The following is a 14896-nucleotide window of genomic DNA, read 5'->3' on the forward strand; positions in this document are numbered from 1 at the left end:
TGGGGGGAGTGGTGCGTGTGGTGCTGATGAAACCAAAGAACTTAGTGCCGGACAGGGAGGTAACGGAGGTGATGGGGGACTGGGCGGCAATGGAGGTAATGGCGGCATGGTTATGATTTTTGGTGATGAAGAGGCTTTGAAACATTTGCATTGCGTACAAATTGACAATGGAGGGGGTGCAGGTGGAAACGGAGGCGATGGAGGTCGCTCAGGAAGGGGAGGAAGTAATCTTAACAGCAGTTTTCTTGCCTTATTGTTTGGGACGAATAGAGGTTACAGAGGAAATAACGGACTTCAGGGTAGCTACGGCAATAGCGGAAACCCTCCCGCTATTCATAAAATTGATACCCTGACTTTAAACAATATTATGGGTATTGAATAGAGCTTTCTTACTAAAATAATAGCTTTGCAATAATGCAATACGTTATTCGTGCACTTGTGCTATTCTGTTTTGTTTTTTTAGCAGGCGAGCTTACTGCATCGCCTGTGCAAAGTGCCAATGACAGTGCGGTGGTTACTTACCACGAAAACGGACAGGTAAAGGAAAAAGGAAGCTACCGAAACGGCTTAAAGCATGGAAAATGGAAAGAATACGATGCAGAGGGTGTGATACTTAAAATGACCAAGTATAAAAACGGCGAGTTTAAGTGGGAACGCTTGTATAAAAACGGAAAGCTAAGTCAGATAACTGATAAAAAAGGCAGAGTACACAAAATGAAAGACTGCGGCTGTTAATTAAGCCTGTGCGGAAGCACCATCTTAAATTCGGGGATAGTTACAGTAAAAAGTTTGCCATCGGCGTGGCGCACAAACTCATAAGTGCCGCTCATTTTACCCATATCGGTATGCAGGTTACATCCTGATGAATAAGCATAATTATCACCGCTGGCCAATGTAGGTTGCAAGCCAACCACACCTTCACCCTCTACTTCACGGTATTCACCATTACTGTCATAAATATGCCAGTGGCGGCGAAGTAACTGAACGGTATAGTCGCTTTGATTCACAATTTGCACGTGATAGGCAAAAAAGTACTCTCCCCTTTCGGGGTTAGAGAAATCAGGCTGGTAATCTGTAACTACCGACACCCTTATCTCCTCTGTAACGGCTGTTGGCATAAAAGGCATAATAGGAAGCAAAAGTATATTTCACGGTTTCAAAAACCGCTTTACTTTTTACGAGCGGCAAGGATATTATGTGAATGGCGAAAAAACAAGGGGCAATGGCGGAAACAAAATAAATATAACGTTCACCCATATACTTAAACATAAAAAAGGCCCCTCCCGGGGCCTTAACAAAACAACTATAATAAAACTATGAAAACTACTGTGCTAAATAACCGCCGTCTACAGCATAATAAGATCCCGAAACAAACGATGCTTTGGGAGAGCTTAACCATAGAACAAGCTCTGCCACCTCTTCAGACCGGCCAAGCCTGCCTATAGGGTGTTTACCTACTAAAAAGTTCATCACATCTTCAGTAAGATTATTCTCAAGTAATGGGGTAACTATAAAACCGGGGCCAACTGCGTTAACCCTTATGTTTTGTGATGAATACTCCAGAGCAGCATTTTTAGATAAACCAACCACTGCGTGTTTGGCAGCTACGTAGGCGCTGCTGCCTGCAAAACCTACTTGCCCTAATATTGAAGCGATGTTTACAATAGCACCCTCTCCTGCCTTTATCATAGCCGGGAGCTGGTAGCGCATACCGTAAAACACGCCGTTAAGATTTACATTTATTACTTTTTGCCACCCGTCAAGCGGATACTCGCCGGTGGGGGCTGATGGACCGCCAATGCCCGCATTGTTGCAAGCTATATGAAGTGCCCCGAATGTTTTAATGGTGAAATTTACTAAGGCTTCGTTATCAGCTGCACTGCTTGTATCGGCCTTAAAAAAAGCTGCTTTGCCGCCTTTGTCTAGTATGGCAGTAACGGTTTCGTTACCTCCGGCTTCGTTAATATCTGATACCACAACAGAGGCACCTTCGGCTGCATACTTATATGCTACCTCACGCCCAATTCCGGAACCGGCTCCGGTAACTATAGCCACTTTGTTTTGTAAGAGCATCACTACACCGTTTTTTTTAGAACTCCTTGTGTGTTGTAGGCAATAAAAAATCCTACCTTATAGCAATACAAAGTTACAACATCAATCAAGGGGTGGTATTGTCCACATTACGGTAGTTATTGTCAAAATTTCGGTTTTGTCTTACGCCTCTCTGTACTTAGAGGGTGAAACCGCCGTCTGCTTTTTGAAAAACTTGTTAAATGCCGCCGCATCAGAAAAATGGAGACCGTAGGCCACTTGTGCAACTGTATTTTGTGTGCTTTTCAGCATCACTTTAGCCTCCAGTATCACAGCGTCATCAATCAGTTCGCTGGCATTTTTCCCTTCTACTTCTTTCAACAGTTCGCTAAGGTATTTCGGCGTAATGGATAAGGCATCCGCATAAAACTGCACACTGCGTTGCTCTTTAAAATGCTGCATCAATAAATCATGGAAACGCCTTGCAAGCTCCTCTTTACGTGACAATGTTTTAGTAAGCACCGCATACTTTTGGCGGTATATGGCATTAATCTCGTACAGCAATGCCATAAGTATATGGCGGCTTATTTCGCTGCGGTGCACATTCTCTGTTTGGGCTGCCCGCTGACGCAATAAACCAAAATATTCCATCAGCAAGTTGGCATCTGCCTCGTCAAACTGCACCACCGGAAAAGCACTGTCATCAAAAAAATCAAACGTTTCTAAAATACGGCTATCGGGTAGCGTACTAAAGAAACTGCGGTTAAACACTATCAGCACCCCTTTGTAATCCTTAATCTCCAACATGTGGGCAATTTGGTGGGGCTTAAACACCGCAAAACAGTTTTTGGTTAAGGTATATTCGTGAAGATTAATAGTGCTGGTATATTGCCCTTCGAGGCACAGGGCAATAGCATAAAACTCAAGTCTGCCGGGGGTTTCGCGTAAATAAGGATAGATATCATCGGTAACAAAAAACTCATCACCCGCCAAGGTGCCGTTATTTTCAGCAGCCACAAAATGGCTTATATCAACTTTCCTTATTTCATTACCGCTCATCTGCAATAAGTAAAAATAGTGATTTTGTTTGAGAATACGAAACACCGCAGCCTGTTATCAACAAATTGCTTTTTAACAATGTAAATGCCCGAACTTTGCACGTTATGTTACTGCGCCGCCTGCAACTGTTAAATTTTAAGAACCACGAAGAGTTGGTGCTTGATTTTGACCGTATTAATTGCATTACGGGGCCTAACGGCGCGGGCAAAACCAATATTTTGGATGCCATTTATTACCTGTCGCTTTGTAAAAGTTATTTTAACAGCAGCGATAGCCAGAGCATCCGCCAGCAGGAAAGTTTCTTTTTGTGTGCCGGAAATTATGAGCTGGATGGCAAGCCGTTTAGTGTGCAATTAGGGCTAAAACGCAATACCCGAAAAAGCTTAAAGAAAGACGGAATTGAGTATGAACGGCTGGCGCAACACGTGGGGACAGTTCCACTAATAATCATAACTCCGTTTGATATACAGTTGGTGTATGAAAGCAGCGAGGAACGGAGACGGTTTACGGACACCCTGTTGGTGCAAACCGATGCTGCGTATTTGGATGCTTTGCAACAGTATAACCGTTTGCTTGACCAACGAAACCGCCAATTAAAACTATTTGCCGAGCGCAATACGTTTGATGCGCTATTGCTGGACACTTATAATAGGCAATTGGCTCCTTATGCAGAGTTGGTGTACAAAAAGCGGATAGCGTTTTTTGAGGAGTTTTTGCCCTTGTTTGCCCAAAAATATACGCTAATTAGCGGCGGAGCCGAGAAAGCGGGCATTGAGTACGAAAGCCCTATGCACGAGGGTAATTTTTTAGATTTGATGGAAGGCAATCTGCGCCGCGATTTAGCGTTGGAGCGCACCACTGCCGGGCCGCACAAAGACGATTTGAAGTTTACGCTGGATGGTGAACCTGTGAAAAGGTATGCATCACAGGGGCAAACCAAATCGTTTGTAATTGCCCTGAAACTGGCGCAATACGATTATTTAAAAAACACTACGGGCAAACTGCCTTTGCTGTTGTTGGATGATATTTTTGAGAAACTTGATGCTACCCGCGCTGCACAATTGATGCAAATGGTAGCCGGCGAAGGGTTTGGACAATTGTTTATTACAGATACCCACCCGCAAAGGGTGCGAGATGTTTTTGAGGCAATGGGCATCAGCCCGAATTATTTTGAATTATCTGCACCACAAACGGCGCAAGCAACCTATTAACTATTATGGGCACAAATGAAAAACCTTTGAAAGCTGTGATTGAAAGTATGCTTGAAGCTTACCAGCTTAAAGCAAAAATCAACGAGGTGCGTATAATAAACGAGTGGGCAAATGCTGTAGGCCCCATGATTTCACAAAAAACTGAAAAGTTGTATGTGAGAAGGGGAAAGCTGTATGTTTACCTTAGCTCATCGGTTATTAAAAACGAATTGGTATTTGCCCGTACCGAAATTATCAAACGGCTGAATGATGCGGTGGGCGAGCAAGTGATAGAGGAGCTTGTGGTAAAATAGCCCGCTACTTATACTTCTGCTTCAGGTGGTTTACGTTTTTAATAGCTGTATCTAAATTTTGCAACGCTTGCAAAGCCTCGTTAGACATGTTACGGTTCATTGTTAATTGCAGACCGCAACTGGCGCATTGTATGCCTGTGCGGTACAAAATATCCTCAATACTCATATTTATAAAAAAACCACACTCAGGGCAGGCCAGGCCGGGTTTGTGTTCTTGCGAAGGTTTGTTAGTATCCATTATTTTTTACAATTGTTTGGGTCGGGGGTTGGGTCGGGTTCAATCAACTTTGTTGTGCTATTGCTGCTATCCGTCACAACATTCAATAAATTACTTATACCGGCAGGCACATCGGCCTGCCTCATATTAACGGTTAATCGCATATTGGCAATTAAGCTTGGCGCCAGTGTGTTTACGTTGGTTTCAGAAACCAACGGGGTGTAGGTAGCCTTTACAGTAGGAATAACCATTTTATTCTTTTTACCTGTTACGGCAGCACGCATCAAATCACCATCCGTATCTGTCACAGCCGTTGAATCATAAACGCCGGTTATGCGGATATCAAAATTGTATTTGGCATCGCTCACCTGCAAAATGGGCATCGGTATCAATGATAGCTTGGGAAGCGTTACAGACACCATCCTTTCGATGGTTGTTTCTTCGCCATCCACAATTGCCACTTGCTTGTACGAGTACCAAAAGGTAATCATCTTTAGCTTTCCCAAATGCGAGTTAGCATCGTCACCGCCGCCTAAATCGGAAGTTTTGCTGGCCAGTTTTTCTTCAAATCCGTACTCCTCAATAAACTCAACAAATGCTTGGGCAGCATATATGTCTGCCTTAACGGTAGCAACCATCGGCGCAGCAATAAGGTATTGCAGGTCGGATATCTGATTGGTAATAACTTCGTTTGAGGCCATAGGCATTAAGAAGTAGAGGGTAATAATATGGTATACTCAGGATTATTAGGGTCGGTAGCCCATTTGTAATTCCTTATTTCCACCTTAATTTTCAATGAACTTATAACATCAGAGCCTATATCCTCCAACTCACCTGCGCTTACAAACATCCGCATACCGGGCCTTTGGTGTTTCAGTCCGGCAACCTCAACAGGTACCGAAACTTTCACCAGTATGCTGTATATTGGGTTACGCAACAACCCGTCAAGTCTTTTCCGCGCACTCTTCTCCTGCCCGAAAATAAAATCAAGCTGCTCTTGGTTATAAATTTCCTGCTCAATCACATTCATTACCTTTTGCAGGGCTGTTTTGGCATCAAACGCCAAATTGTTCAACAACACCTTTTCATTGTCAAGCAGGCATTTCAATATTTTTTGGGTAAGAAACTTGGTGAAATGTTCACTCATTAAGTTTCGCTGTATGGTGTTCAGCTTACCCGTTACCTCAGGTTCGGTGAGGTTGGCCGCCGCATTAAAAAACGACGAGAAAATTTCTTTGATACGGTCAACAATCGGCAGCACATAAGGCAAAAGTACTTTAGCATTGTATTGCGGGGTTTTAGTCCCCGTTCCGTCTTCGCCATCATCCGTATAAGTGTTGTCAACCGCCATTTTAAGCGTTAATTCCAATTCGGATAAAAGCGCGTTTGGCACAGGAAACTCCTTCAGCAAGGTGTCGTCTTTATACTCAGGTGCCAGCACCTCTGCCGAGTATTTGTTCGAAGCATCTTGCGCCTGGGCAACATCAACAAGCACTGCTTCTAATATTTGCTCAAGGGTTAGCGAAGGGGTTTGCTTTATTGCCATTTGACTATTGGTATTATTTGAAAAGAGGGTGCCGCCTTACGGCAGCACCCTTATATAATTGGTAGTGGTTAGTTTATGCGGGCGATATTGTAACTGAGAAAGTAGAGTTTACAGTGTCTTTGCCGCCTGTTACAGGGTTGGGCACATCAGTAGCAGTAAACGGTATTAATACAGTTACGCCATTTGCCAAATCAGTAGCAGCGGTGGTTACGCTTAATGTAAAGGCTGCAAAACCATTGGCGCTGGTTACTGCATTTGCAGGATTAACGGTAATTACACCACCCGTGCCAAATGAAGTTGTTGCCGTTACAGGAGCTACGGTAACGCCCGGTACTACTAAGCCCATGCTGTCTTTTAGTTGCAACGTTACATCGGCTGTGCTCGTGGTGTCGTTTTTAAGCAGTACTATAAACGGCGATGGTTCCATTACACCGTTGGTAGGAGCTTCGTTAATGCTTGAGTTGAGTATGTTTAGTACTGAGGCTAAACCCGCAGGCATGGCCGATTGGCTGGCACCCACGTGAATGTTCATGGTGTATTCAACCGAATATTTTGATTCTTGCGTAGCCTTTGAATCTTTTTTACTTGAGTAGTTGGCTTTAAAATTAGCTTCTACTGAAAACGGCCCCCAGCCTACTCTGGCTTTAGCACTCGCTTCGCCGCTGGTTGCAGTACTTTCGGTATTTTCAACTACGCTCGAAGAAGACGCCGAAATATTGGCCGTAAAGTCAATAGTCATTGCATCAATCGAAATGTAAGGAATGGGCACAATAGCCAGCAAGGGCACAATAAGGTTAACCATTTGGCCGCCCTTTTGGTACTGAAATACAACACTGATGGCCTTACGGTCGCCTTCGGGACCCGTTAAACCAACGTTGTTAATAAATTCCCAAGTAGTGATAGCTGCTTGTGATTGTGCCTGAATAGCAGCCTGCAAAGGGCCGCCGATGAGTGAGGAAAAAGGGATAGCCTGCAATGCATTGGTGGCTACCGTTGATGGGGTGGTGTCAATTGCCATAGTTGTAATGGGTTTAATTTTTTATGAAATTGATAATGTGTAATTGGGGTTTCTTTAACAATTACTTATATGCTTTACAAACAATACCCCCTGCTTTTCCTCTTTATTCGCTTCAGTAATGTGCATTAATTTTTTCGGTATAATAAAAAAATAAATGCGCCAAGCAGAGCACAATGTGTGTGAAATAAAAACATAACAAGTGATAGTACAATACAAGTTTACCCAATTTTTTCCCTCAAAAGCAAGCGTTAACAAAAAATAAACCCTAATAATAAATAATTGGGCATTAATACCTGTTTTTTATATTAGGTATATACACTCTTGTGTAAGATAGCCAAAATCTTATATGAGTTATTTAACCCACAATTAATAGATACATTGAGAGCAACACCGTATTTTTGAAGCCATTAATTATGGCTAATTTGCTTAAAACCATACTTAGCTGCCTAGTGATGCTGGTTTCGTTCTCTTTGTGGGCGCAAACAGGCAGCATCAAAGGCCGCATAACCGATAAAAAAACCAAAGAGGGGCTAATAGGAGCCACAGTAATCATACGTGGAACCTCTGTTGGTGCTGCTACGGATTTGGACGGGTATTACGAGATAAAAAACCTGAAGGCCGGAACCTACACGCTTGAAGTAAGGGTGGTGGGCTACCAAAGTCAGTTGATAACCAACGTGAAGGTAGATGCCGACAAGGCTACTGAAAAGAACGCCGAGCTGACTGAAATGACAGTAGATGTGGGCGAGGTAGAAGTAGTGGGCGAAAAACCACTGGTGGATGCTGAAGTGCCCCGAACTACTAATATTGTTGGGCAAGACCAAATAAAGGAAGCCCCTGTGCGCCAACTACAGGCTATTATAAATACGCAGCCGGGTGTAGTAAACACACCTGCGGGGGTTTTTATTCGCGGAGGACGGACGTATGAAACCGGCTTTTTGATTGACGGCGTATCAGCCCGTGACCCTTTGGCGGGTACAGGGTTTGGTATCGATATGGGTTCAAACTCTATCAGCGAGGTAGATATAAATACAGGGGGTGCTACTGCTGATGTGGGCGATGCTACATCGGGCGTAGTAAACGCCAAAACCCGTTCAGGCGGCGATAGCTTAGAGATTTCAATCACCCACAAACGTGATAATTTTGGGTTTAACAAAGACTGGCAGGCATCATGGAACTCACAAGTTACCGAGTTTACCATTGGTGGCCCTGCGGGTTTGTTGTTCCCAAAAAATCCTAAAAAACTGCGCTATTTTATAGCATTCAGAAACTTTTTTACCGACCAATTTACAAAGAATCCACCCAATCAAGTAGTTTCATCACTATACCCCAACACAATGGTTACCCCGTTTTTGGATAACCGTTGGAGCGGTCTTTTGAAATTAAACTATGATATCGACAGCACTAAACGCCTTAGCTTCACCTATAACAAAACCATCACGGTGAACCAAGACGAAAATATGCTGCGTATTACGGGCAACGACATCCCCTTTTCGCCCGGTTATCAATACATGTTTCAAGACCAAATGGATAATGCGAATACCTACACGCACGACGCCAACCTGACTATCTTGAATTTTAAACACTTGCTTCGGAAAAGGTTTAATTACGAACTAACTGCTTCACGCTTCTTTGCTCGCTTGCGTGCCGATGCAAACGGCCGTGATTGGAGACCTGATAATGTAGATAGCGAGTTCGACCCCCGTTCTATTGTTACCTACCCTGTTTCTGTATTTAACCCCGGAGATAGCGTAGTGTTTGTGAACCCAGCCCCCGGAACGTATAACAACGGAGGTATTGCTACACTTTGGCACGACCACTTTATTGAAGAATATACCTTGAAGGCAGTGGGTAATTTATTCACCCAAAACGCGCAAGACAACTCACTGAACCGACTTTCGTTTGGTGCGGAAGTGAAATTGCAAGACTTGCAATGGATTGACATTGGCCGTCCTTGGGTGGGTGCGCCTATACAAGTAGCGGGTGGTGGTTTTACCCAATCGTACCGTTTGGGTGAATACAGCGAAGCTTGGCGAGTGAAACCTTCTCGCGGCGGTATATTTGTTACCGACCGAGTACGTTATAAAGGCTTGGTAGCCGAAGTAGGTGCTCGCCTTGAATACTGGATGCCCGGTAAATATGTAGATGATGCCATTAACGACCCACGCGCCCAAATACGCGAAGAAATAAGACAAGACTATATCAATAACTCAACATCAATAATGGGGCGTCGTTTCAAATTCCGCTTTTTGCCCAAAGTATCGGCGTCGTTCCCTATTACCACTAAGCAAATGCTGTTTTTTAACTACGGACACAGCACTATCTTACCTCACCCCTCTTATGTTTATACAGGCTTAGACCCCTATTACAGCGACCGTTCAACTGTAGCGCGTTTGGGTAATCCAAGTCTTAACCCCGAAGTGAGCATACAATACGAGTTGGGTTTGAAATCAGAACTTAGCAACAACGATGTACTAACAACATCGGCCTACTGGCGTGATAACTATGATTTTATTACTACTACCCGCATTTTGGTTAAAGATGTTTCAGGCAGGGAAGTATCGCGTTCTATGCGTATCAACAGCGATTATGCCCGCATACGCGGCGTTGAGGTGAGTTACCTTAAACGTGTAGGCAAATGGTACCAAGGCCAGTTTTCAGTGGGTTATATGGTGGCTACAGGACAAAGTTCATCGGCGTCAACATCGTTAAAAGAAATTTTGGGCGAAGGAAACCGCGAAGACACCCGCGAGTTTTATATGCCTTGGAGCAGTCCTTGGGATGTAAAAATGAACCACGTGTTTATTTTGAACCAAAAGGGCGGTTATTGGGGCTACAAATGGCTGAATAAAATGAGTTTTTATCTTGAAGGTGTTTGGCGTTCGGGCATCCGTTATACTCCTTACGTATATCAAGGTGACGAGCCTGCAACCGGTCGTCCTGTTTATATCCAAGACCAAAACCCAAATTCTCGCTATTCAAAAATCGGTAAATCGGTTTGGTGGCTCGATTTCAACTTCCGCAAATGGTGGACGGTGAAAAATGTGCAGATTTCATGGACGATTGAGATTACGAACATTCTTAACCTAAAAAATACGGCACGTGTAAACCCTGTAACAGGTCGCGCTTACCAAAGCGGAGACCCTGTTCCCAGCGAATGGCGTGACCCTAACTACCCCGACCCTCGCGACTCTCGCTCAAGCGGCACACCGCCTTACGACCCATCAAGGTTTATGGCACAACGCCACTTTATGACGGGTATCAGCGTAAGATTTTAAGCAGTCCTCCCGAACTCGGTTCGGGATCGCATGGGTAAATCACATAAATGGTAATGAGATGCCGAAACAAGTTCGGCATGACTATCAGCGCAGCATTTCCACCCCCTACCCCCGCAAGCGGGGGACATTGAACGACGAACGAAATTTGATACTCGAAAAATCAATGAGGCAGGCCAACACCCCAATGTCCTCCTTTGGAGGAGGATGTAGGAGGAGGAAAACCACCGTCATCCCGAACTCGGTTCGGGATCGCATAGGGAAATCATGTGAATGGTCATGAGATGCTGAACCAAATTCGGCAATTAATATTCTTACAATAGCTTTGCGACAATGGAGCATATTAATATTACTATCAGCGGACGGGTGCAAGGGGTTTGGTTTAGGAAATACACCCAAACACAAGCAATTAAGTTGGGCATTAAAGGGTTTGTGAAAAACCTACCCGATGGAAGTGTGTATGCCGAGGCGGAAGCTGAACAACCGATACTTGACCGGTTTATCGCATGGTGCTATGTGGGCTCACCGCTTTCATCGGTAAAAGAGGTGAAGTGGGAACAGGGAGACGTACAGCATTTTTCAGCGTTTGAAATACGGTAAGCCTACGCCTTTTTTATCATACTAAAGGCCATACCGCCCATTACTATAATACACAAACCCAACGCTCCCCATAACAACAGGTTTTTTCGGGTTTTCTCAGCACTACTTTCTACTATGGCTTCGGGCGGGGTGTTTATGGTAAGTGTACCCACTGTCCTCACATCTGAATTATACTCAATATCGTATTTCGGTTTTTTCAAATCAGGGTCTCCGCACCTCAATTCATAATTCATACCTGCTTCTAAGCGAAGCGTTACAAACAGTTTAGGTGCCAATGCTGTTATACTTTTTATTTGCAAAGGAGCATCGTCATTATTGTTTATCAGCAGGCTAAACGCATTTGTAAAATGGTTATCTGTCTCAATTAAAACAGGGTTGCTGCCGATATTTACATGATACACCCTATCAGACGTTTTATTAAATATACTGCCTTGCTTGTTTCCGTTGATTAAAGTAAGTGAGCAGTCCCGTTGAAACGGCAACGGATTGGTAAACTCAAACTTTACCATTGATAGCGGTGCCGAATGGGGCAAAGTAGCCTCCACAATACTGCTGTGAGAGTTTTCTCCTTCGGAGGTTTTCCATTTGGCTTCTATCAGGTGAAAGGCAGTCGGGTCGTTTTCTAAACTGTAATTCGCCAAGGTTTTAATAGCAGGTCGTTTGGCAACAGGGCCTTCAATTCTAAATTTCAGAGAGCGTTTGCCATAAATCAAATGATGTTCAATATAAAACCCTTCTCCTTTCGGTAATGTATCAACCCTTACTTCTTGATACACCCCATTTTCATTTCCTACTATTATTTTTATGTTCGGGTTGTTCGTCCATTTTTCGGTGGTATAAAAGGCAAGTTGACCGTCATCGTATTTTTGGAATACAGGGACTTCAATCTCTGTGTAGCGGGCGTTTTCTTCAACAACAGTATGCGTAACAGGGTGAGACACGGGTACTTTTTTTAAGTAAGTATCGGTACTCAACTGCACCATATAGGGGACTTGCTCTTTACTGCCTACGGGATATATACGGATATCACTATAATTGGAGTTACATACAGCAAACAATTCAAGCGGTAAATACACGTTGTAATACCCTGTACTGTCAACCTTGGGAAGCGGCAAGTGGTGGGTAAAGTTTTGCGCGCGTGCTCCAAAACTTACCAAAACAATAAGCAGCAGGTTAACTATCCGTTTTTTCATCGCTCAGGATAATTTTTTTGATTTTTTGATACATGAAAGAAATTACCAGCAACAGTATGCCTAGTATAATAAAGGCAAGTATCCGCCCGCCGTCAGATACTCCGCTGATATCATAAATAAATAACTTAGCGAGGGTAAGGGTAAACAGTGTAAGAGAAATAATACGCAAGGTTTGGTTTTTATTGCGCATACCCAGCCACATTAAGGCAAAAGAGCAAATGCCCCACAACACCGGATAGCCTGCTTTGATAGATTGCCTTACGATACTTCCGTATTCAGCCAATCCCGCCTCGTGGCCTTGGGTAGAAAGCCGCGCAATACTATCGGTGTGCAATGCAAGACCGTGCAGGGTTACTTCGGCACTGACGATAAATACCCCGAAAAAGGTTGCCGCCCACAGCCATAATGTATTGGTGCCGCTCTTTTGTTTGGCTTGCAATACAAACAAGGTGATGATAATACCTGCCAACGCAAAAAAGTTGATGTAGTGTAAAGCAAAGCCGGGTTGTATATCCGCACCGTCGTAGATGATTGCTTTGAATAGCTGGTAATACACTCCCTGAACTAAACAGTTTATAAACAGGGCTGCTACACCGAGCAGCATCACTACTTTGCCGTATGCAAAGCTGCGTCGGAAAATCACAATCAGCATCAATGCTAACACCCACAGATAATTAATGGCCATCAGCACTATTTGGCGGGTGGTGCTATCCACCTCTAAACGGTTCATTTGGTACAATCCTTCAAAATTCAGCGTGCCGAAGGCTATTACAGCCATCAGGATATCAAATAAAATTCCTGCACTTTGGTTATCAATATGTATAAGTCCAAAGCTGTACGGATGTTCATGGCTTCGTAACAAACGCCTGCTAAGGGCTAGTGAGGCGAAACAAGCCAAGCAGGTAATGAATACTTTATTGGTAAGTACGGGAAGATAGGCTGCCCCAAATCCGTAAAACTTAAACCAATCAATAACCACGCTTACCATCATTAAACCCACTAGCAGCAACGAAGCGGTTTTAGCCAACGGCATTTGTGCCGGACGTGAAAACCAAAGCAACATGGCAGCTTCGGCCGCCCAAAACAAGGTGATATAATTGCCTTTTAATTGTACTGGTGCTACTAAGCTTACAAATACAAGCACCAAACCAAACAAGTATAAGGCCAGCTTACTGTTTGCTCGCTCTCTACGGTAAAATATAAGTGCGGGAACAAAGTTGAAAACTGCCAATAATGCGGTGAAAATGCCTTGATACTCTGTTTGCCCCCAATGCTTTAAAATGCCCATGCCTGCGGCAAAGAACAAAAACGAGTTAAACAGCAGTATAAATGTTTGGAAGCGGGTAAACACCTCGTTTCTCCTGAATTGAGGTAAAGCATTCATCACAAAGAACACAACATAGAACAGGGATGCAAACAGCAAAGCGTCTCCGTAATGGGGGGCAGTGGTATAATAGATTTCGTTGAGCAGCCACGCTGCATAAATAAGCACAGTGCCAATAAAAGATAAGGCATTGATGATATTCCACCTGCGGAGGCCGGCCAACACAAGCATACCTGTATTGAGTATGAGTAGGTAACTAAATAATACTATGTGATTGCCCTGTCCGGTGCTCACCATAAAGGGCGCACCTAAACCGCCCAGCAGTGATATAGCTGCCAATTCTTTGCGGTCGTACAACACGGAGAGCAGCACACTAAATGCGGTAATCACTACCATGATGATAAAGGCAAGGGTTTGCCCGAACATTTGGTATTGTTGGAAGGCAATGGTAATGGTGAAATAAAACGTGGCGATACCCCCTGATACCAACAACGAACTAAAAGTGCGGTAGCTGTTGCGTTGGCGGTGAGCAATGGCCAGTAATATGCACCCACTGATAAGGCCAAGGGCTACACGGCCTGCCTCGTTTATCATTTCGCGGTCGATGGCGTATTTTACAAAATAGCCTATGCCCAATACTAATATGGCAATACCTATTTTACCCGCAAGATTCTCGCCAATAAAGCGTTCAAAGTCTTTAGCCTCTTTGGGTGCTTTTTCTTCTTTCGGGGTTTCGAAAGGAGGAATATTTGGTGTTACAGGTTTAACAGTCTCTATTATGGGAGGTTCTTCAACCGCCTTTGGAGTTTCAATTACATCAGGTGTGGGAGGGATAACAGGCGGCGGGGTAACAACTACCGGAGGCGGAACCACATCTCGCTGAACAACCGGAGGTACAACCGGTTTATCTACAGGGGTAGGTTTTTCAGGCGGCACTTCGGGTTGGCCTTTTAAGCCGTTACGGTACAGGGTTTCTTCTAACTTATCTATGCGTTTAAGTAATGTTTCCCTGTCTTGAAGCTGTCTGCTTCTGATGCCTGATAACATTACCAGTAGAATTATCGGAAAACCGATAACCACCGCTATGCCTAAAAATAGTAATCCCTCCATGTAGGATGCTGCGAAAGTT

Annotated in this window: 14 protein-coding genes; 5 read left to right on the forward strand and 9 right to left on the reverse strand. The window is 44.0% G+C overall.

What is annotated here, in order from left to right; translation table 11 throughout:
- Positions 1-414: 414 nt before the first annotated feature.
- Positions 415-735: a hypothetical protein gene (locus F9K23_16790; protein ID KAB2913480.1), complete on the forward strand. Its 321-nt coding sequence runs from the start codon at positions 415-417 to the stop codon at positions 733-735.
- On the opposite strand, the gene apaG is transcribed toward F9K23_16790, so the two are convergent.
- From apaG to F9K23_16805, 3 genes are all read right to left on the reverse strand, one after another.
- Positions 732-1118, reverse strand: coding sequence for a Co2+/Mg2+ efflux protein ApaG (gene apaG, locus F9K23_16795; protein KAB2913481.1), 387 nt, complete (start codon positions 1116-1118; stop codon positions 732-734). The two genes, F9K23_16790 and apaG, sit on opposite strands and share 4 nt — an antisense overlap.
- A gap of 205 nt (positions 1119-1323) precedes the next feature.
- Positions 1324-2073: a glucose 1-dehydrogenase gene (locus F9K23_16800; GenBank protein ID KAB2913482.1), complete on the reverse strand. Its 750-nt coding sequence runs from the start codon at positions 2071-2073 to the stop codon at positions 1324-1326.
- A 141-nt stretch (positions 2074-2214) separates the two neighbouring features.
- Positions 2215-3090 (reverse strand): helix-turn-helix domain-containing protein, encoded by an 876-nt coding sequence (locus F9K23_16805; protein ID KAB2913483.1) that lies wholly within the window; start codon positions 3088-3090, stop codon positions 2215-2217.
- A gap of 104 nt (positions 3091-3194) precedes the next feature.
- Between F9K23_16805 and F9K23_16810 the strand changes: the two genes are divergently transcribed.
- Positions 3195-4301 (forward strand): DNA replication/repair protein RecF, encoded by a 1107-nt coding sequence (locus F9K23_16810; protein ID KAB2913484.1) that lies wholly within the window; start codon positions 3195-3197, stop codon positions 4299-4301.
- Between the two features lie 5 nt (positions 4302-4306).
- Complete coding sequence (locus tag F9K23_16815; protein KAB2913485.1) at positions 4307-4594, forward strand: DUF721 domain-containing protein; 288 nt, start codon at positions 4307-4309, stop codon at positions 4592-4594.
- Between the two features lie 4 nt (positions 4595-4598).
- Here F9K23_16815 and F9K23_16820 read toward each other — a convergent pair whose 3' ends face one another.
- From F9K23_16820 to F9K23_16835, 4 genes are all read right to left on the reverse strand, one after another.
- Positions 4599-4832 carry a hypothetical protein gene (locus F9K23_16820; protein ID KAB2913486.1) on the reverse strand — a complete coding sequence of 78 codons (234 nt, stop codon included), beginning with the start codon at positions 4830-4832 and terminating at the stop codon, positions 4599-4601.
- Positions 4832-5518: a DUF2589 domain-containing protein gene (locus tag F9K23_16825; protein KAB2913487.1), complete on the reverse strand. Its 687-nt coding sequence runs from the start codon at positions 5516-5518 to the stop codon at positions 4832-4834. The genes F9K23_16820 and F9K23_16825 overlap by 1 nt, the downstream gene beginning before the upstream one ends.
- Complete coding sequence (locus tag F9K23_16830) at positions 5518-6357, reverse strand: hypothetical protein (protein KAB2913488.1); 840 nt, start codon at positions 6355-6357, stop codon at positions 5518-5520. The genes F9K23_16825 and F9K23_16830 overlap by 1 nt, the downstream gene beginning before the upstream one ends.
- A gap of 73 nt (positions 6358-6430) precedes the next feature.
- Complete coding sequence (locus tag F9K23_16835; GenBank protein ID KAB2913489.1) at positions 6431-7375, reverse strand: DUF2589 domain-containing protein; 945 nt, start codon at positions 7373-7375, stop codon at positions 6431-6433.
- Between the two features lie 413 nt (positions 7376-7788).
- Between F9K23_16835 and F9K23_16840 the strand changes: the two genes are divergently transcribed.
- The gene (locus F9K23_16840) at positions 7789-10653 is read left to right on the forward strand and encodes a TonB-dependent receptor (GenBank protein KAB2913490.1); all 2865 of its coding nucleotides are present in this window, start codon (positions 7789-7791) and stop codon (positions 10651-10653) included.
- A 330-nt stretch (positions 10654-10983) separates the two neighbouring features.
- A complete protein-coding gene (locus tag F9K23_16845; GenBank protein KAB2913491.1) occupies positions 10984-11250 on the forward strand; it encodes an acylphosphatase in 267 nt (88 codons plus the stop codon).
- A 2-nt stretch (positions 11251-11252) separates the two neighbouring features.
- Here the strand turns inward: F9K23_16845 and F9K23_16850 are convergent, their stop codons facing one another.
- Both F9K23_16850 and F9K23_16855 read right to left on the reverse strand, forming a co-directional pair.
- On the reverse strand, positions 11253-12443 hold the full coding sequence (locus tag F9K23_16850; GenBank protein KAB2913492.1) for a hypothetical protein: 1191 nt from the start codon (positions 12441-12443) through the stop codon (positions 11253-11255).
- A complete protein-coding gene (locus F9K23_16855) occupies positions 12424-14877 on the reverse strand; it encodes a DUF2339 domain-containing protein (GenBank protein KAB2913493.1) in 2454 nt (817 codons plus the stop codon). The genes F9K23_16850 and F9K23_16855 overlap by 20 nt, the downstream gene beginning before the upstream one ends.
- Positions 14878-14896 lie beyond the last annotated feature (19 nt).

This window comes from Bacteroidota bacterium, from assembly GCA_008933805.1.
Lineage (GTDB): Bacteria > Bacteroidota > Bacteroidia > UBA8524 > UBA8524 > SB11.